Below are 16818 nucleotides of genomic sequence, written 5' to 3' on the forward strand. Positions count from 1 at the left end.
TCCCGAGCGATGAGGCGCTTCAAGGCAAGAATAGAACGGCTTTCCGCTACGGTCGCTGTTCCTTGGAGGCGCTCAAAGCACGGACACGAACGGGGCAAGTACGAGGGATGCGAAAGCGCCCTCGTCTGAGCTCCGCACCCGCTTCCACCACGAGTCGGTGGTGCCGGAAAGCTGCCGGCCACACGGGTCTGTACCCCGACGTGCCTGCAATGCCAGCTGCCATCCGGGCGCTGGGTTCGATCCCCAGCATCGGCCAGCCGGTCTCCTCTGGAGGGCGGCGGCCGGCAGAGCGCGCTGACTGTAACCGAACACTTCAAGTGACCCCCGAACGCGGGTTTGATCGTTTGCAGGGGAATCAGGGCGGTCGCGCGACTGTCAGATCCATGCGCCATGCTCTGCCGCATGGACGAGAACGGCTTCTGGCTGCTCATCGAGAACTGCAGACCAGGAGTTCCTGACCCGGATCCCCAGCTACTCCCTCCCGGAGGCGACAGTGAGGCGCGGGTGAAGGATCGTCTGCGCCCGCTGTCGTTTCCGTCCAAGACGGCCGCCGCGGTCGCGATCTAGCGTGTGTCCAACAGCTCGCCCGAATATGAGGAGACAACACAATGCGTGACCTCGTCTACACCGGTTTCATGTCGCTCGACGGCGTCGTCGACTCGCCTGGCGGCGGGCCGGGGGAGGAGCACCGCAGCGGCGGCTGGGTCTTCAAGGACCTCGAGTTCGTCCCGGAAGCCTGGTCGCTGAAGGGCGAGGAGCTCGCCGACACGACGGCGCTGATGTTCGGCCGCCGCAGCTACGAGGCATTCGCGCCGGTCTGGCCCGGCTCGAAGGACCACGCCGACTACAAGGAACTGCCAAGTACGTGGTGTCGACGACGCTGTCCGATGACGACCTGGTCGACGGATGGGGGCCGACGACCATCCTGCGCTCGACCGAGGACGTCGCCGCGCTCAAGGAGGGCGAGGGTGGCGCGATCTTCATCCACGGGAGTGCGGAGCTGGCCCGGCGGCTGGCGGACGCCGGTCTGGTCGACCAGTACAACCTGCTCGTCTTCCCCGTGCTGCTCGGTGCCGGGAAGAGCCTGTTCGGCCGCGCCGACCGCGACAAGCGCATGCTGAAGCTGCGGGAGTCGGAGAGCTACTCGAACGGGATCCTGAAGCTCGTCTACGACGTCAGGCGCTGATCCAGGTCAAGGCCGATCGCGCCGCCGGCGCCCTCGCGCAGCTGCCTGGCGGTGCGTCCGACGTAGGAGCGCAGCGCCCGCGCCAGGTGTGACTCGTCGAAGTAGTCGAGCTCGGCGACGACGTCGGCGGCGGGCTCGCCGATCGCCAGCAGTTCCGCCGCCTTGCGGGCCCGCTCGATCTGCCGGACGCCGCCCCGCGTCAGCCCGGTCGCGGCGCGGAACCGGCGTTCCACCGTGCGCCCCGAGACCTCCGGGCGGTGACCCCGCAGCACCTCGGCGACGAGCGGGTCCCGAACCACGACCCCGGTCCGGACGAGACGCTCGACGAGGCTTTCGGCGTCGGCGGCCCCGGGGGTCTCCCAGCGCCCGCCGTCCAGCCGGAACGTCCGGCGTGTGGTGTCCGGGAGCTCGATGCCGCCGTTGACCAGCGCCGACGTGGGCACGGCCCGCAGGGAGGTTCCCACGGCGAACTCGATGCCCGTGAAGGTCGCGCCTTCCGGCACAGGCGCGGTGGCGGTCCGAGTCTCGGGACCGGTGATCGCCGCGTACGTCCGGCCCTCCCGCTCCCAGAACACCAGGCCCCAGCACGCCCCTGCGACCGATGTCATCGCCGTGACCTGCTCGTTCGTACAGGTCCACACGGAGTCGACCCATGGCGAGTCGGACCGGCGCGTCTCAAAGCGCAGCTTCACGGGCGCAGGATACGTTGCGTCGGCGGCCGAGGCTCTCGGACGAACTTGCAGACAGCCGCGACCCGCTCCAAGACGAAGGCCCAGGGCAGTGACAAGTCACTGACCGCCAGGCCGCTTTCGTTCCTCGGCCACTGCGCCCGCCAGGTGTCCGATCCCTTCTCCTCGCACCGGGGCCTGCTCTCTCGCCGCCTGCTGGCCACATCGACCTGGATCGCCGGCTTCCGCGACACCGGTAGGAGGCACAGAGACACGACGGGCTCGCCCTGATCACGTTCGAGGTCGGCTCCATGCTTCAGGGGATGGGCACGCCACGACCGTGCGGAAATGGAGCGAGCACGGACGGTTTCCTTCGACCTGTGGAAAAGAAGGCACAGGTGCTTCCGCAAACGAGGAGGGCATGATGTCCGAGAGTCAAGAAGAGGCCGAGGCACGAATGCAGCGTCTCGCAGAGAGCGACCGCATCTATCGCGAGGCCCTGGCCAATAACGAGAGCCCCGAAGCGGCCGCTGCCGCGGCCGAGGCGGTGCTCCCGGAGAAGTGAGTCGCGGCCCTCGCGGCCGTGAAAGCGGGCGGCCCTCCTACCCGGGGGGCCGCTCATCGACGACGCCGACCAGAGGCCCGTTCCGTCGGAGAGGCCGGGACGCCGTCTCGCAGATAGTCTCCACTTTTCGCCGGTCACCTTGGCCTGGCTGAGGGAGGTCGGGTGGTCGGGGGGCGAGCGCCGCCGCGCGGGTTCGGTTCGTGTCACACGCTTCACTTGGAAGGCCCAGGCCAGGGAGCCGACTCCCCGAACCTGGGCCCTGCTCGTTCCGGCCGTCATCGAGGACGGGTCATCGGAACATGCGGTGAATCAGGTGAGGGTGTCGGCGACGATGATTTGTCCGTCGCGGATGACCCATTTCTGGTTGGCGTGGTTCATGCAGCGCCAGAGGCGGACGTTGGTGTTGTCGGCGCGGCTGTTCGTGGCGTCCAGGCAGACGGGGTCCTGTGCCGCGCGCTGGGGGGTCGAGGCCGCGGCGGCAGTCGCCGGGACGGCGGCCGTTGCCGCGAGGGCCAGGGCCAGGGCGGCCAGTGGAAGACGCTTGATCAGGGGGCTCCCCTTCGGGTGTACTGGCGTGTCTGAGTCCCCATGAATATCACTAGTAGTGATTCTGTAACTACTTACCGTCATAGTTGGTGTTTCGTCACCCCAGGCCCTGACCTGATCGCAAGGGAGATCCGTCGCGTCGGCTTTGACCGCTTGGCGGGTGATGGCCGGGTGTTCGCAGCTCAGTTCCTGCGGTGGCCCGCCGATCTTCATCAGAGAGCCCCTCAGCGCGTGCAGCAGCATCCCGGTCCGCTGACGCGGGGTCAGGCTGCGCGGGTTCAGCCCTTGGAGACCGTCTTTCACGAGCGCGATCGCAACGAGGATGCCGCCACCGGGACCGTTGGGCGGAATCACCGTGCCGCCATACTCGATCCATGGGAAAGAGCTACGAGCGGATAGACGGCAGGCTGCGTACCTTCATCGAGTCGCAGCACATCTTCTTCACCGCGACGGCGCCGCTGGCCGGCGACGGGACCGTGAACCTTTCGCCCAAGGGGCTCGACGGCTCGTTCGCCGTGCTCGATGAACTCACCGTGGCCTACCTCGATTTCGCCGGCAGCAACGCCGAGACCATCGCCCATCTGCGCGAGAACGGCCGCATCACGCTGATGTGGTGCGCCTTCGACGGTCCGCCCAACATCGTGCGCGTGCACGGCCGCGGAGAGCCGGTCTTCCGCGACGACGCGCGTTGGAGCGAGCTGATGGGCCACTTCCCCGCCATCGACCCGACCCTGCACGGCCTGCGGGCGATCATTGTCGTGACCGCCGAGAAGATCCGCGACACCTGCGGATACGCCGTCCCGTTCATGACCTACGAACAGGACCGTCCGCTGCACGCTTCGCGCTTCGCGCGCGAGACCGACGAGTCGCTGGACGCCTACTTCCACAAGAAGGAGCACGTCGCGACCAGCATCGACGGCCTACCAGGCCTGCCGCTGCCGCTGCCGCCGCTTCCTCCGGCCGTGTAGGGCAGAGTCGGTGAGCGACGGCATCTCGGGCGATCGCGGTGCACACCGCAGCCCGGGCGCACGCCGGCGCCGAGCCTTGTGGTCTGTCCCCGGGCTAGGGGGACCAAAAAGGTCGGCCCCCCTGGGGAGGGAGGCCGTAGAGCAGGCGCCGCCGTGCATGGCACGACGGTCAGAGGGATGTTCAGTCTCGGTTGGAAGAAGGGGGTGTTCCGGCGGGAGGGCCCGCCGGAACACCGGGGTTGCGCTGAGGGTCACTCCCACAGCGGAAGGATCGCGATCACGGCCACCACGAGGAACGCGATGAACGCGACAGACTTCATGAGGCGGGCGAAGCCAGCCATCCTCGACTTCGGGTCGGCCGGGGTGAAGACGGGGCTGACCTTGTCGAGGGCCTTGCCGGCCGCGACCCCGACCAGGAGGGCCCCACCCATGCGGAGAAGCGGGCCGTCGGACCCCACCTGGACCACGAGGACCATGAGTACCGCGATGATGGCGGCGCGGTTCGCCAGCTGCTTGCTGTTCTGCCGTGCTGCCACGAAAGCCAGCAGGCCGACAACGATGAGTGTGTAGAGCATTTCTTGCCCCTCTTGGTTGTAGTAACGCCTCGAAGGCGTCTTCTCTGACGCACGCCTCGAAGACGTGCGTTGGGGAAGACCGTCATGGTTTCACCGCCAACGGCAACTGGGACGTTCGTATCCGCAGGTGTAACCCTCGGTGGTCGCGTGCCGTCCGGCCACAGGGGGGCCTGGGGGCGCCCCCGCGCCCGGTAGCGCCGGGCAACGCCTCGATGGCCCTCGCGATCAGTCGTCGAGGGCCTTGCGCATGCTCTGTGGAGCGCCATCCCGCTGCCGGGGCTGCTGGTCGACCTGATCGAAGAGCAGAAGACCCCGACGTCGTGGCAGATCATCGGGATGTCCTGGATCAGAGTGATCGGGGCGGGAGCGCCCATGCTCCGGCCGCCGCCCGAGGCTCGTTTCGGGGTGAGAAGGGTGCAGCTCCTCCCCCGGAGGGGAGGAGCTGCTGGTGCTGCGACCGCGCGCCTTCGCAGGTTCGCTACCGGCGCGGGTCTGTCTCGACCGTCAGGCGCGGTCCGGCCGCGGCTGCCCCGGCGGGATCCTCGTGGGGAGTTCCTCCGGCGGGGTGGTGAACGTGTTGGACATGGGCCCTCCTGGGTTGTCCGATTGCTACCGCTCTGGCAGCTCACCACGGACAGTTCGCGGGAGCGCGCCATGCGCAATGTGGACGTCGGCAGCCGGAGGGGCATGCCGGCTTCGGCGGTGGCGCGGGGGCGGACTCGGGGCGCCGGTGCTCAGCCGGCGCGGGTTCCCGAGGCGACGAAGAACGGGATGGCGACGAAGAGGCGGTCGGCGCGCGCCCTGGCGGCCTGGTCCTCGAACCAGGCGCCTTCGCCTCCTATGCCGCCGAGCACCGGGAGGACGGCGGCGTCCGTCCACACGATCGTGTGGACGTCGACGGTGACGTCGGTGAACCCGTTGTCCAGCAGGAGGTTCCGGTAGCGGCGGGCGACCCGCGGGTTCGGCGTGGCGTCCGCGCGGGAGTGGACGAGCGAACGGGTGAGTTCGGGATCGTCGGAGTCGATGACGAACGTGTCCCAGTCCTGGCCGATGAGGACCGCGCGGCCGTTGGCGGCCAGGACCCGGCGGGCCTCCGCGACGGCCCGCTCGGGCTCGGCGAGGGCATGCAGGATCTTGTCGGCGCGGTAACCGGTGACGGAGCCGTCGTCCAGGGGCAGCGCGGTGGCGTCGGCGACGTGGAACTCGCCCGCGGGCCAGCGTTCGGCGGCGACCTCGATCATGGCGGGGTCCAGGTCGGCGCCGATGGCCCGTGCCCCGCGGGCGGCCAGCTCGCCGACGGCGCGGCCGCTCCCGCAGCCCACGTCGACCACGGCGGGGCCCAGCCCTTCGTAGGTGTGTTCTCGCAGTTCACGGGCCTGGGGGAGGTCGTCGAAGGCGTCGAGGACGGTGAGCAGCTTGGACATGGCCGTCATTGTGCGACTTAATGTCGACATGAAGTCAATCGGCGAGGTGGCGGGGCAGTTCGGGCTGCCGGCGCACGTCCTGCGGTACTGGGAGGCCGAGGGGCTGCTGGCGCCGGCCCGCGCGGGCGACCGCCGCCGCTACACCGACGCCGACGTGCACCGGGTGGCGGCGATCCTGGTCGCGAAGGAAGCGGGTTTCGGGCTCGCGGACATCCGGACGATGCTGGCCGCCCGGTCCACGTCGGCGCGCCACGAGGTGACGGTCCGGCACCGCGAGATGCTGCTGGTGCGGATCGCCCGTGCGCAGGCCGCGCTCGACATGATCGAGGGCGAATGCCCACATGACGACATCATGACGTGCCCGCGTTTCCAGGGACTCCTGGCTGATCGACTGCGGTCGTCTCCCGTGCCGGGCCCGGATCGTCGCAGCCCGGACCAGACCGCCGAGGGCGCCTCCGGGGCCGGCGGCGCGCACGCGCCGACATAGCCGGCCGCTCAGGGGCGGAACAGCAGAAAGCTCCTGGCGGCCAGGGTGTGCGCACACCCGGCCGTCCAGGAGCTTCCGATGATCACTTTGTGCGGGCCGTGTTCGGCCTGTGAAATCAGCCCGCGTGATCTGCGTTCGTCACCATGGCGCCGGCTCCGTCGCCTGGGTCGGCCCCGGTGCGGTGGCTTCCCAATGCCGGCGAATGGAGCGGCGGCTCACGGTGAGGTCTCGCTTCGGCCCGGCAGGCTCAGCCGCCGACCTTCCACTTGTAGGCGCCGTTCCTGTAGCCGCGGAGGATGATGTACGGCTTGTAGGTGTGGCGGTTCCCCGTGTAGTAGAACGCGCCCTGGGCGTAGGTCGTCACGTAGGCCCAGTTGCTGGGGTGGGTGGCCTTCTTCACGGCCCAGCCCTTCCACACCCACTTGTACTTGTTGTAGGTGTAGGCCTTGAGGTTGGCCCGGTAGGAGCGGACGGAGTAGCCGTTGTAGCACCAGTAGAGGCGGCTGGTCACCGCGATGATCCACTTGCCGTTGGAGGCCTTCCGGCCACGGGTGTACTGGATGGTGCGGCAGTACGTAGCCGCCTGGACCGAGGCCTTCTCCTTGGCGGTCAGTGGCTGGCCCATGCTCTGGGCCTCGGAGATGAGCTGCTTCTTGGAGATCGGCTGCTGGCTGGTGCTGGTCACCTCCTTGCCGAGCTTGTCGGCGGGCTTGGTCTCCGCCGCCTGCGCGGCCGGGCCCGCGGCGAGGACTCCGGCGGCCAGGGCGCCGGAGAGGACGGTCACTATGGCGACACGCCGCATGTATTCCTCCATGCTTGGAAATGGGGGGAGCGTGCAAGGTACCGCAGTCTGGGACTGTGGGGTGCCGTTGCACCTTTCTCGCCTTATGTGATGCCTGTGACGGCCGTTTGGTTCCAGCTCGATCCCGAACAATCGTGGCAGTTTCCGGCCACGTTCCAGGACGTCGGCAGTACCGGGTGGCCGACGCCTGCGGGCCTGGTCACGGACGGTCGTACACCGCCAAAGGGGCGGGAAGCGATCAAGCCGAAACGGTGCCGGTATGGGCGGAATCTCCGCGACGGCCGCTTCGCCCGGGCCGATGGCGGGGTCTTCCGCGATGGCCGCGGCGGGCCGGGCGAAAGGGGTCCGGAGAACGCCCCCTCCGTCTCAGGCTGTGGCCTTACGGGTCACGACCACGAGGTAACGGCATTCGCCGGTGCCGTCGTTGACGAACTCGCGTGCCTGAGGCATGCCGAGTTCGAACGTGTCACCCGCGGTGAGGACGTGTGCGGCCGCCCCCTCGACGAGGCTCAGCCTGCCGTCCAGGACCCAGACGAGCTGGGCGATGAAGGCGTAGGACGCCGCCGGCATGGGCACCCGGGCGCCTGCGGGCAGCACGATCTCGGTGACGTCGGCGGGGAAGCCGGGCCCTGAGATCTGCCGTCGCAGGTAGCCGGTTCCGGGGTCGGTCCAGTCGGGGATGTCGGCCGCGCGCCGCACCTGGCCGGGCGCGGGGCCGTCCTCCGGCGACAGCATCTCGGTCATGCTCAGTTCCAGGGCGGCGGACAGCTTGCCGAGGAGGGCGGCGGTCGGGCTGCTCTGGCCCCGCTCGACCTTGCTGATCATCGCTCGGGACACCCCTGAGGCGTCGGCGAGCCGGGCCAGCGACCAGCCGCGCCGCGCGCGCTCCGCCTTGACGCGCCGCCCGAGGACGTTCGGTTCCTCCATCAGAGTGGACACGCCGTCACCTCGGGACCGGCCTCGGCGTCGAGCCGCAACTCCATGAAGACGCTGTTGGGGTCGTGCACGTAGTCGGCGAACGGTTCGCACGGGGTGAAGCCGTGCCGCGCGTAGAGCCGCCGGGCCGGCGCGAAGAACTCCTGGCTTCCCGTCTCCAGGAGGACCCGCCGGTGACCGCGCTCGGCCGCGACGGCCAGCAGGTGCCGGAGGATGGCCGATCCGATCCCCGCCCCCCGCGCGGCCACCGCGGTGCGCATGGACTTCAGTTCGACGTCGCCATCGCCGAGGTCCTTGAGCGCGCCGCATCCGCGCAGCTCCGGCCCCTCCCAGGCCGACCAGAACGCGATCGCCGGGCCGCGCAGCCCGTCCAGGTCCAGCGCGTGGATCGATTCGGGCGGCGATGTCGCGTACATGTCGGCCAGGTGCTCTTCCAGCAGCCGGCGGACCTCCGGCCGGCCGAGGTCGTCGAGCTCGAAGCGCAGCATCATCCAGCCTCCCCGCCATCTGATCGGCCGCCATCCAGCATAGTGGACGTTTGTCCACTATAGGAATCTACCGCCAGGAGCAAGGTCCGGAACGCCACGATGTCGCCCGCGGTGCAAGCGGACGGTTTCAGGGGGGCTTTGGGGGATAGGGAGCGAACGTGTAGTCGTGTCTGGGGGAGGGCGTTATGAGCATGCCGCACAGGGCGGTCCACCGGCTGGAGAACGCGGAGGCCTTGGACAAGGTCGCCGAACCGGTCAGTTCCGCGGTCCAACGGGCCATTCAGCCGCGCATCGTCCGCAACCTGCTCAGCGGGACCAATACGGGGCACCCGCTGCACCCGGTGCTGACGGACGTGGTGATCGGCGCGTGGAGCATGGCCGGGCTGCTGGACGTCGCCGGGGGACCCGACGCCGAACCGGCCGCCGGCCTGCTGACGGCGGCGGGAGTGGTCGCGGCCGTGCCCACCGCCCTCACCGGGCTCAACGACTGGGCCGACACCCTGGGGGCGGAGCGCCGGGTGGGGCTCGTCCACGCCGGCGCCAACACGGTGGCGCTCGCGCTGTACGCGGCGTCCCTCGGCGCGCGTTCCCGCAGGGCCAAGGCCCTGCGGTTCGCCGGCATGGCGGCGATGGGTATCAGCGCTTATCTCGGCGGTCACCTGACCTTCACCAGGGGCGTCAACGTCAACCGCACCGCGTGGCAGCAGGGCCCGGAGGAGTGGACCCCGGTGCTGGCCGCGTCCGAACTGGCCGAGGGCGAGCACCGTACGGCGGACGCGGACGGCGTCCAGATCCTGCTCTACCGGACGGCCACGAAGCTGCACGCCATCGCCGCCACCTGCACCCACCTGGGCGGCCCGCTGGGCGAGGGGACGGTCGAGAACGGCTGCGTCACCTGCCCGTGGCACGGCAGCACGTTCCGCCTCGACGACGGCGGCATCGAGCGCGGCCCGGCCAGCGCACCGCAACCGTCCTACGAGGCGCGGATCCAGAACGGACGCATCGAGGTCCGCGTCCCGCCGCCGGGCGGCCAGTCCGACATGGCCGACGAGGGCGCCCACCACCGAAGGACCCGCCGCCTCCTCGCCCGGACCCCGGCCTCGTAACCGCCCCAGCGCGATGTGCGGAGAAGCGGCGCGGCGGGTCGTCCGCATCAGGGCGGACGGCCCGCCACGAACCACTCCACTGGTCGCCTGAGAAGCCGGACCGTCCTCGCGGCCGGAAGTCATGGACGAGGAGTTTCGCCTCCGGTCCGGCGGCTACTCGGCTGGGGTGCGTGGGGTGAGGAATCCGGTGAGGGCCTGCTGGTTGCGTTGGAGGTCCTCGATGCGCGCGTTCAGCGCCGCGATCTCGTTGTCGAGGAGGTCGCGGATGTCCGCGCACCAGTCGAAGTCCGGGTTCTCGCTGCGGGTGCAGGGAAGAACCTGCCGGATCACCCCGGAGGACAGGCCCGCGTCCAGCAGGACACGGATCTTCCGCACGGTCAGCACGGCGTCGTCGCCGTAGTGGCGGTAGCCGTTCGAGGCGCGCTCGGCCTGGAGCAGGCCCTGCTCCTCGTAGTACCGCAGGAGCCGCGAGCTGACCCCCGTCCGCCGGGACAACTCCCCGATCAGCATGTCACCGTCCTCGGTTGACCTTCTCACCAGTGTGAATGCCTAACGTCGCCCTGAGAGCAATCGTTCCGCACTGCTGGAGAAGCACATGACCACCTTCGTCGTCCAACGCGATGGCCGCGCGGCGACCGCCGACGAGCTCGCGCCGCTCGCCTTCGCGGGCTATGCGCACTTCACCGCCATGCAGGTGCGCGGCGGCAAGGTCCGGGGGCTCGACCTCCATCTGAAGAGGCTGCGGTCCGCCTCGATGGAGCTGTTCGGCAGGGCGCTGCCGGACGAGCGGGTGCGGTCCTTCCTGCGCGCGGCGGTGGAGGCGGGGCCCGCGGACGTCTCGCTGACGGCCACCATGTACTCGTCTCCGGGGGAGTTCACCGCGGGCGGGGAGCGGGCGGAGCCCGAGGTGCTGGTCCGGACGGGGCCGCCCGCGTCCGGTCCGGCGGGGCCGCTGAGGCTGGCGACGGCCGAGTACGACCGGTTCCTGCCCTCCGTGAAGCACGTCGGAGAGGTCGCCAAGACCCACCTCATGCGGCGGGCCGTCCGGGACGGCTTCGACGACGCCGCCTTCGTGGACCGCCGGGGGCGTCTCAGCGAGGCGACGATCTGGAACCTGGCCTTCTGGGACGGCGACGCCGTGGTGTGGCCCGAGGCCGAGATGCTGGTCGGCACCACGATGGGCATCGTCCGCCGGCAACTGGACCGCCTCGGCGTCCCCCAGCGCGTCCGGCAGGTCACCCCCGCCGACCTGCCGGACCTGGCCGGAGCAGTGGTCATGAACTCCTGGACCCCGGGAGTCGCGGTCCACCAGATCGGCGAGACCCCCGTCCCCGAAGCCCCGCGCTTCCGGGACCTGCTCCACCAGGGATATCAGGCGGAACCCCTCAACGAGTTTTGAGACGGCCACCGGCGGAGCAGTCGGCGGAGCCCTTCAGGGTCAGCGGCTCCGGTGCCCCCGAAGCGGCCGTGGACGGCATCGCGGCCGGTCGGAGGCCCGCGAGCTGACCCGGACGACGGCGGTGGTCGGGAACGGGCGGGTTTCCGGGGGCTGCCTCCCGGACCATTTCGCTGCGTGTCCGAAATGAGACCTTTGTCGTGCATCAAGCTTCAATTGCCGGGGACAAATCGGCCCGAACGAACCAACGGCAGACCTTCGAGGAGGACCCCCAATGCCTTGGCTGATGATCCTGGTGCTCCTGCTGGCACTGATCCTGTTCGGCGTCGGCTTCACGCTCAAGATCCTGTGGGTGGTGGCCGCGATCGTCCTGATCCTGTGGCTGCTCGGCTTCGTGCTCCGCAGCGCCGGCCCGTCCGGCAAGCGCGGTCGCTGGTACCGCTGGTAACACGGAGAACGGCGCCGCCCCGTCCGGGTTCCGGACGGGGCAGCGCCGTTTCCGACGACCGGTGATTCACGCGATGTGGAGGACGGGACGGGCGGCGGACACTGTGGCCCCCTGACATCGTGGAGGTCACCGTGCGTTTCTCCCTGCGGGTTCCCTGGCGGCGGGCCGCCGCCGCGGCGACGGGAGCGGGGCTGCTCGCCGCCCTGCTGAGCGCCTCGCCGCCCGCCCTGGCCGCGGCCCCCGGGCCCGTGGTCACCGTCCCGCCGCCGGGCGCCCACGGCTTCCCGTTCCTGGCGGCGGCCGAGGATCTCGGGTCGTTCGGGTACACCGAGAACGAGTACTTCATCACCGGCACCGCGACCTCGTACGCCAAGTCGGGCCTGTGGACGTCGAACGGCCGGTGGGACGTGCGGGCGTCCGGGCAGGCCCCCTACAAGACCAGGCTCCTGGTGCGGCGCCCCTCCGACCCGGCGAAGTTCAACGGGACCGTCGTGGTCGAGTGGCTCAACGTCAGCGGTCAGCTTGAGCTCTCCCCGGACTACTGGTTCGCGCGGGACGAACTGCTGCGCAAGGGGTACGCGTGGGTCGGCGTCTCCGCGCAGTCGGTCGGCGTCAACGGCGGCCTCGGGGAGATCCGCGGGCTCAAGGGGTGGGACCCGGCACGCTACGGCGGCCTCGTCCACCCCGGGGACGCCTTCTCCTACGACATCTTCTCCCAGGCCGGGCAGGCGCTGCGAAGCCCGGACGGCCCCGACCCGCTCGGCGGGCTGGCGGTGCGGACGCTGCTGGCGGACGGGGAGTCGCAGTCCGCCGGGCTCATGACCACCTACGCCAATGCCGTCCAGCCGGTGTCGCGGGTCTACGACGGCTTCATGATCCACAGCAACGGCGCGGTCGGGGCCCCCATCAGCGGCGAGCTGTCCGACACCCTGTGGATGCCGAACCCCTCCCGCATCCGGACGGACCTGACCGTTCCCACGTTCGTGGTCCTGACCGAGACCGACGTCCCGCTGGCGGCGGCCGCGCGGCAGCCGGACACCGACCGGGTCGTGCACTGGGAGCTGGCCGGCACCTCGCACGGTGACCAGTGGGCGTACGACCTGGGTCAGCCGACGCTGAAGAAGTCGGCGGGCTCGGCCGTGCCGGAGGCGGGCTGCGCCGCCGGATCGGCCCCGTTCAACGACGGGCCCGGGCACTACTCGATGAACGCGGCGCTCCGCGGACTGGACGCGTGGGCGCGGGGCGGGGCGCGGCCGGCCGGCGGGGCGCCGCTCGACACGGTCCTGCGCGACCCGCGCACCGGGCTGGCGACCGGGGGAGTCCGGCTGCCGGACGTCACGGTGCCGACCCGGACGCTGACCGGTTTGCGTGACACCTCGGGCAGCAGCGGCGTCTTCTGCGGCCTCTACGGCGCCCGCGACCCCTGGAACGGCGGCGCCGATCCCTGGGACCGGCACGACTCGGGCGACCCGTCCGATCCGTCCCTTCCGTGGACGGCGGAGCCCGTGCTCAGCGCGCTGTACCCGACGCACGCCGACTACGTGGCCAAGGTCCGGGCGGCGGCGCAGGCGTCGGTGAGCGCCGGCCACCTGCTGCCCGAGGACGCGGCGGCGATCACCGCGGCCGCGGAGGGCTCCGGCATCGGCGGCTGACGCGCGTCGCGGCGGCCCCGTCCCGGGATTCGTCCGGGGCGGGGCCGTCCGCACATCGGACGGGCCCGGTGGGGGAAGAGAGACGGTGGAGGTGGCGAATGCCCGGAAGGTACGGTTCGCAGTACGGCCCCGACATCACGTTCCTCGGGGTGCCGCGCTGCACCTGGTCGGACCCGTCCACGTACGAGGACGCCGACGTGGTCATCATCGGTGCGCCGTTCGACGGCGGCACGTCCCACCGGCCGGGGACCCGCTTCGGCCCGCAGTACATCCGGCAGTCCTGCTACCTGCCCCACGACGGCTCGCGCCCCTCCCTGGCCCTGCGGGTGGACGGGCTCCGGGGCGACCTCACGGTCCACGACGCCGGCGACGTCGAGATGTACTCCGGGGACGCCGAGCGTTCCGTCCGATCACTTCAGGAGGTGGTGTACGCGGTCGCCCGTACCGGGACGATCCCGCTCGTCCTCGGCGGCGACCACACGATCGCGTGGCCCGACGCCGCCGGCGTGGCCGAGCATCTGGGCGCCGGGCGGGTCTCGATGGTCCACTTCGACGCGCACGCCGACACGGGCGACGTGAACCTCGGCTCGCTGGTCGGGCACGGGCAGCCGATGCGGCGGCTGATCGAGTCCGGGGCGGTGCGCGGCGACCGGTTCCTGCAGCTGGGCCTGCGCGGGTACTGGCCGGGTCCCGAGACGCTGGAGTGGATGGCCGCGCAGGGCATGCGCTCCTACGAGATGTCCGAGATCGTCGCCCGCGGCCTGGACGAGTGCCTGACGGAGGCGTTCGCGACCGCCACCGACGAGTGCGACGGAGTGTTCCTGTCGGTCGACATCGACGTGTGCGACCCGGGCCACGCCCCCGGCACCGGCACACCCGAGCCCGGCGGGCTGACCGGGCGCGAGCTACTGGACGCGGTCCGGCGCGTCACCTACGAGCTGCCGGTCGCCGGGGTCGACGTCGTGGAGGTCTCCCCGCCCTACGACAACGCCGACATCACCTCGGCCCTGGCCAACCGCGTCGTGCTGGAGGCGCTGTCGGGCATCGCGCGCCGCCGCCGCGACCTGCGCGACGGGACCGAGTGGGACCCGCGCCGCCCCCTGCTCGACGGGCGCTAGCGCCGGGCGGGAGGTCAGCGGCGGGCGAGGAGCCGCTCGTCCGGCGCGGCCCTGTAGGGCAGCCTGTAGTAGGCGAAGAGCTCGGGTTCGGCTTCGGCGAACAGCTCGCCGTTGGTGTCGATCCCCGGAGCGCCCTTGACCTGTTTCTTGTCGTGCGCGACGCGGAGGTGGTCCGGGCCCAGCGTGCATCCGGCCAGCGGCACGAAGACCAGGCGCTGCCGGGTCGGCAGGCCCACCCGGACCGTGGCGAAGGACGGCTGGTCGGTGAGCGTGTCGACGTAGACGGCCTCCAGGGGCCCGATCTTGCTCCCGGACGGGTCGATCACGTCCCGGCCGCGCCATTGGCGGATGTCCTCGATCTCGAACATGTCCTGTCCAACCGTAGGTTCTCTGAGGTATCTGCCCAGCTCACAGCGGATGTACCGGGAGTCACGGGTGACCGAAGGCGCGGGTCTCCCCAGGCGCGACATACGTGGCCCGGTCGGACAGTCCACGCCGCTCCAACTCGCGCCGGAAGTCGTCCAGGGGCGACTTCATGACGGTGTAGTCGTTGTAGTGGACCGGCACCGCGTTCGCCGGGCGGATCGTCTCGACGAGGTCCGCGCCCTGGGCGCCGTCCATGGTGACCACGAGGCCGCCGGGCAGGGTGGTGCCGCCCAGGTGGAGCACGGCCAGATCGATGTCGGGGTTGCGCCGTGCGATCTGCTGGATGCCGTCGAACATCAGGGTGTCGCCGGTGATGTAGAGGCGGAACAGCACGTCGCCGTCCGCGGGGCCGAACTCCAGGAGGCTGCCCATGACCGGCGGCAGCAGCCACTGGACGGGGCCCGGGGCGTGCCGGCCCGGCATGGACGTGATGCGCAGCAGCGCGCCGTCCTTGACGAGGGTGTGCGACTCCCAGGTGCGCAGGCCGACCGCGTGGCGGAAGCGGTGCCAGCCCTGGAGGCGCCGGGCCGCGTGGGGCGTGGTGACGATGGGCAGCCCCCGGTCGAGCTTCGCGCGGGCGATCCGGTCCCAGTGGTCGCCGTGCAGGTGGGACAGGACGACGGCGTCCAGGCGCGGAAGGTCGCCGGCCTGGAGGGCGGGTTCGGTGAGGCGCCGGGAGGACAGCCCGAACCCGAGGTAGGCCCGCTGGCCGCGGTGCAGGAAGTTGGGGTCGGTGAGCAGGGTGAACGGTCCGCAGCGCAGCAGCGTCGTCGCGTTGCCGACGAACTGCATCGAAAGTTGGCGGAGCGCGAGATCAGATTCTGTTTTCATGCCTTTCCCCCTTTTGGCCGGTCATGCCCTTCGAAGGAAAGGTGAACCCCGCGGGCGCGGTCGGGGAGCCCGGGAACCCTTGCGGAAGCGACCCGGGAAGGCCGACCCTTGCTTCATAATTCGTGCATCACAAGTTGCGGCAAGGAGCGTGGGTGAGCGACACCGAGCAGGCTCCCCCCGGAGTGGATACCGCGGTCCCGACCCCGGCCCGGATGTACGACTACTACCTGGGCGGCACCGACAACTTCGAGGTGGACCGCGCGGCGGCGGAGAAGGTGCTGGCGAACATGCCGGAGGCCGGGGACGCGGCGTGGGCGAACCGCGGCTTCCTGCAGCGCTCGGTGCGGTGGCTGGCCGAGCGCGGTGTCCGGCAGTTCATCGACGTGGGCGCGGGCCTGCCGACGATGAACAACACGCACGACGCCGCCCAGGCGGTCGCTCCCGACGCGAGCGTCCTCTACGCCGACAACGACCCGATGGTGCGGGCCCACGCCGAGAAGCTGCTGGCGGGGTCCACGGGGACGGCGTTCATCACCGCCGACTTCCGCGACCCGGACGGGATCCTCGGGCACGAGGTCACCGCCGGGATGATCGACCTGACCAAGCCCGTCGCGCTGCTGGTCGTGGCGCTGGTCCACTTCATCCCGGACGCGGATGACCCGTGGGGCGTCGTCCGGCGGTACATGGACCGGCTCGCGCCCGGCAGCTACCTGGTGCTGTCCGCCGGCACCGGCGACCGGCAGGCCGACCGGGCGGTCGGCACGGTCAGGGACGTGTACGCCAGGTCCACCGCGAGCGTCCATCTGCGGACGCGTGCGGAGGTCGAGCGCTTCTTCACCGGTATGGAGATCGTCCCGCCGTGGGAGGGGGCGGCGGCGAAGGTCTGCTATATCGGTGAATGGGGCGCGGAGGACCCCGACGCGGCCGACAGTGACGGCTCGCGGTGGGCGTACTGCGCGGTCGCGAGGAGGGAAGGGTGAGGAAGCCGTCCGTCGAGGAGCTGGGCATCGACCCCGGCGCCCTGGAGTGGCGGCGCTCGCGGACCGACGAGGGCGCCATCGAGGTCGCCTTCGCCGGCGAGTGGACGCTGCTGCGCACGTCCGGGGAACTGATCTCGGTGTTCGACGAGCACGAGTGGGCCTGTTTCCTCGACGGGGTACGGAAAGGGGAGTTCGACCACGCCGTTTCCTGAACCG

General features: G+C 70.6%; 22 protein-coding genes. 12 read left to right on the plus strand and 10 right to left on the minus strand.

Annotation, left to right across the window (positions count from 1 at the left end):
• Window positions 1-402: 402 nt before the first annotated feature.
• Together BKA00_RS29745 and BKA00_RS40670 are read left to right on the plus strand one after the other, a co-directional pair.
• Window positions 403-567: a hypothetical protein gene (locus BKA00_RS29745; RefSeq protein WP_185030666.1), complete on the plus strand. Its 165-nt coding sequence runs from the start codon at window positions 403-405 to the stop codon at window positions 565-567.
• A 298-nt stretch (window positions 568-865) separates the two neighbouring features.
• A complete protein-coding gene (locus tag BKA00_RS40670; protein WP_338072171.1) occupies window positions 866-1186 on the plus strand; it encodes a dihydrofolate reductase family protein in 321 nt (106 codons plus the stop codon).
• Here the strand turns inward: BKA00_RS40670 and BKA00_RS29755 are convergent.
• Window positions 1168-1878: a helix-turn-helix domain-containing protein gene (locus BKA00_RS29755; RefSeq protein ID WP_185030668.1), complete on the minus strand. Its 711-nt coding sequence runs from the start codon at window positions 1876-1878 to the stop codon at window positions 1168-1170. The two genes, BKA00_RS40670 and BKA00_RS29755, sit on opposite strands and share 19 nt — an antisense overlap.
• A 397-nt stretch (window positions 1879-2275) precedes the next feature.
• On the opposite strand from BKA00_RS29755, the gene BKA00_RS29760 reads away from it, so the two are divergent.
• Complete coding sequence (locus tag BKA00_RS29760; RefSeq protein ID WP_185030670.1) at window positions 2276-2419, plus strand: hypothetical protein; 144 nt, start codon at window positions 2276-2278, stop codon at window positions 2417-2419.
• A 309-nt stretch (window positions 2420-2728) separates the two neighbouring features.
• Here the strand turns inward: BKA00_RS29760 and BKA00_RS29765 are convergent, their stop codons facing one another.
• Window positions 2729-3319: an RICIN domain-containing protein gene (locus BKA00_RS29765; RefSeq protein ID WP_185030672.1), complete on the minus strand. Its 591-nt coding sequence runs from the start codon at window positions 3317-3319 to the stop codon at window positions 2729-2731.
• Window positions 3320-3339: 20 nt separating this feature from the next.
• On the opposite strand from BKA00_RS29765, the gene BKA00_RS29770 reads away from it, so the two are divergent.
• Entirely contained in the window at window positions 3340-3933 is a 594-nt protein-coding gene (locus BKA00_RS29770; protein ID WP_185030674.1) for a pyridoxamine 5'-phosphate oxidase family protein, read from the plus strand.
• A gap of 251 nt (window positions 3934-4184) precedes the next feature.
• Here the strand turns inward: BKA00_RS29770 and BKA00_RS29775 are convergent, their stop codons facing one another.
• The gene (locus BKA00_RS29775; protein ID WP_185030676.1) at window positions 4185-4508 is read right to left on the minus strand and encodes a hypothetical protein; all 324 of its coding nucleotides are present in this window, start codon (window positions 4506-4508) and stop codon (window positions 4185-4187) included.
• Between the two features lie 734 nt (window positions 4509-5242).
• Entirely contained in the window at window positions 5243-5932 is a 690-nt protein-coding gene (locus BKA00_RS29780; protein ID WP_185030678.1) for a methyltransferase domain-containing protein, read from the minus strand.
• 28 nt (window positions 5933-5960) lie between these two features.
• On the opposite strand from BKA00_RS29780, the gene BKA00_RS29785 reads away from it, so the two are divergent.
• Window positions 5961-6419 carry a helix-turn-helix domain-containing protein gene (locus tag BKA00_RS29785; RefSeq protein ID WP_185030680.1) on the plus strand — a complete coding sequence of 153 codons (459 nt, stop codon included), beginning with the start codon at window positions 5961-5963 and terminating at the stop codon, window positions 6417-6419.
• A gap of 247 nt (window positions 6420-6666) precedes the next feature.
• Here BKA00_RS29785 and BKA00_RS29790 read toward each other — a convergent pair whose 3' ends face one another.
• The 3 genes from BKA00_RS29790 to BKA00_RS29800 all read right to left on the minus strand — a co-directional run bounded on the left by BKA00_RS29790 (window position 6667) and on the right by BKA00_RS29800 (window position 8648).
• Window positions 6667-7221 carry a hypothetical protein gene (locus tag BKA00_RS29790; RefSeq protein WP_185030681.1) on the minus strand — a complete coding sequence of 185 codons (555 nt, stop codon included), beginning with the start codon at window positions 7219-7221 and terminating at the stop codon, window positions 6667-6669.
• Between the two features lie 366 nt (window positions 7222-7587).
• Window positions 7588-8160, minus strand: a complete 573-nt coding sequence (locus tag BKA00_RS29795) for a helix-turn-helix domain-containing protein (RefSeq protein WP_221493340.1) — start codon at window positions 8158-8160, stop codon at window positions 7588-7590.
• Complete coding sequence (locus BKA00_RS29800; protein ID WP_230298972.1) at window positions 8148-8648, minus strand: GNAT family N-acetyltransferase; 501 nt, start codon at window positions 8646-8648, stop codon at window positions 8148-8150. The genes BKA00_RS29795 and BKA00_RS29800 overlap by 13 nt, the downstream gene beginning before the upstream one ends.
• 182 nt (window positions 8649-8830) lie before the next feature.
• Between BKA00_RS29800 and BKA00_RS29805 the strand changes: the two genes are divergently transcribed.
• Window positions 8831-9751: a Rieske (2Fe-2S) protein gene (locus BKA00_RS29805; RefSeq protein WP_185030682.1), complete on the plus strand. Its 921-nt coding sequence runs from the start codon at window positions 8831-8833 to the stop codon at window positions 9749-9751.
• A gap of 153 nt (window positions 9752-9904) precedes the next feature.
• Here BKA00_RS29805 and BKA00_RS29810 read toward each other — a convergent pair whose 3' ends face one another.
• Window positions 9905-10261 (minus strand): MerR family transcriptional regulator, encoded by a 357-nt coding sequence (locus BKA00_RS29810; RefSeq protein ID WP_185030684.1) that lies wholly within the window; start codon window positions 10259-10261, stop codon window positions 9905-9907.
• A gap of 85 nt (window positions 10262-10346) precedes the next feature.
• Here BKA00_RS29810 and BKA00_RS29815 point away from each other — a divergent pair, with 85 nt between their 5' ends.
• The 4 genes from BKA00_RS29815 (at window position 10347) to speB (ending at window position 14365) form a co-directional block, all read left to right on the plus strand.
• The gene (locus BKA00_RS29815) at window positions 10347-11150 is read left to right on the plus strand and encodes an aminotransferase class IV family protein (protein WP_185030685.1); all 804 of its coding nucleotides are present in this window, start codon (window positions 10347-10349) and stop codon (window positions 11148-11150) included.
• Between the two features lie 271 nt (window positions 11151-11421).
• Window positions 11422-11595: a hydrophobic protein gene (locus tag BKA00_RS29820; protein ID WP_089315210.1), complete on the plus strand. Its 174-nt coding sequence runs from the start codon at window positions 11422-11424 to the stop codon at window positions 11593-11595.
• A gap of 131 nt (window positions 11596-11726) precedes the next feature.
• Window positions 11727-13247 (plus strand): alpha/beta hydrolase domain-containing protein, encoded by a 1521-nt coding sequence (locus BKA00_RS29825; protein ID WP_221493341.1) that lies wholly within the window; start codon window positions 11727-11729, stop codon window positions 13245-13247.
• 98 nt (window positions 13248-13345) lie between these two features.
• Window positions 13346-14365, plus strand: coding sequence for an agmatinase (gene speB, locus BKA00_RS29830; protein WP_185030687.1), 1020 nt, complete (start codon window positions 13346-13348; stop codon window positions 14363-14365).
• A 14-nt stretch (window positions 14366-14379) separates the two neighbouring features.
• On the opposite strand, the gene BKA00_RS29835 is transcribed toward speB, so the two are convergent.
• Both BKA00_RS29835 and BKA00_RS29840 read right to left on the minus strand, forming a co-directional pair.
• Entirely contained in the window at window positions 14380-14733 is a 354-nt protein-coding gene (locus tag BKA00_RS29835; protein WP_185030689.1) for a PRC-barrel domain-containing protein, read from the minus strand.
• 61 nt (window positions 14734-14794) lie between these two features.
• Window positions 14795-15622, minus strand: coding sequence for an MBL fold metallo-hydrolase (locus BKA00_RS29840; protein WP_185030691.1), 828 nt, complete (start codon window positions 15620-15622; stop codon window positions 14795-14797).
• A 152-nt stretch (window positions 15623-15774) separates the two neighbouring features.
• On the opposite strand from BKA00_RS29840, the gene BKA00_RS29845 reads away from it, so the two are divergent.
• Both BKA00_RS29845 and BKA00_RS29850 read left to right on the plus strand, forming a co-directional pair.
• Entirely contained in the window at window positions 15775-16602 is an 828-nt protein-coding gene (locus BKA00_RS29845; protein ID WP_185030693.1) for an SAM-dependent methyltransferase, read from the plus strand.
• On the plus strand, window positions 16599-16814 hold the full coding sequence (locus BKA00_RS29850) for a hypothetical protein (protein ID WP_230298973.1): 216 nt from the start codon (window positions 16599-16601) through the stop codon (window positions 16812-16814). Before BKA00_RS29845 ends, BKA00_RS29850 begins: the two co-directional genes overlap by 4 nt.
• Window positions 16815-16818 lie beyond the last annotated feature (4 nt).

Source organism: Actinomadura coerulea (assembly GCF_014208105.1).
In the GTDB taxonomy this organism is placed as follows: Bacteria; Actinomycetota; Actinomycetes; order Streptosporangiales; family Streptosporangiaceae; genus Spirillospora; species Spirillospora coerulea.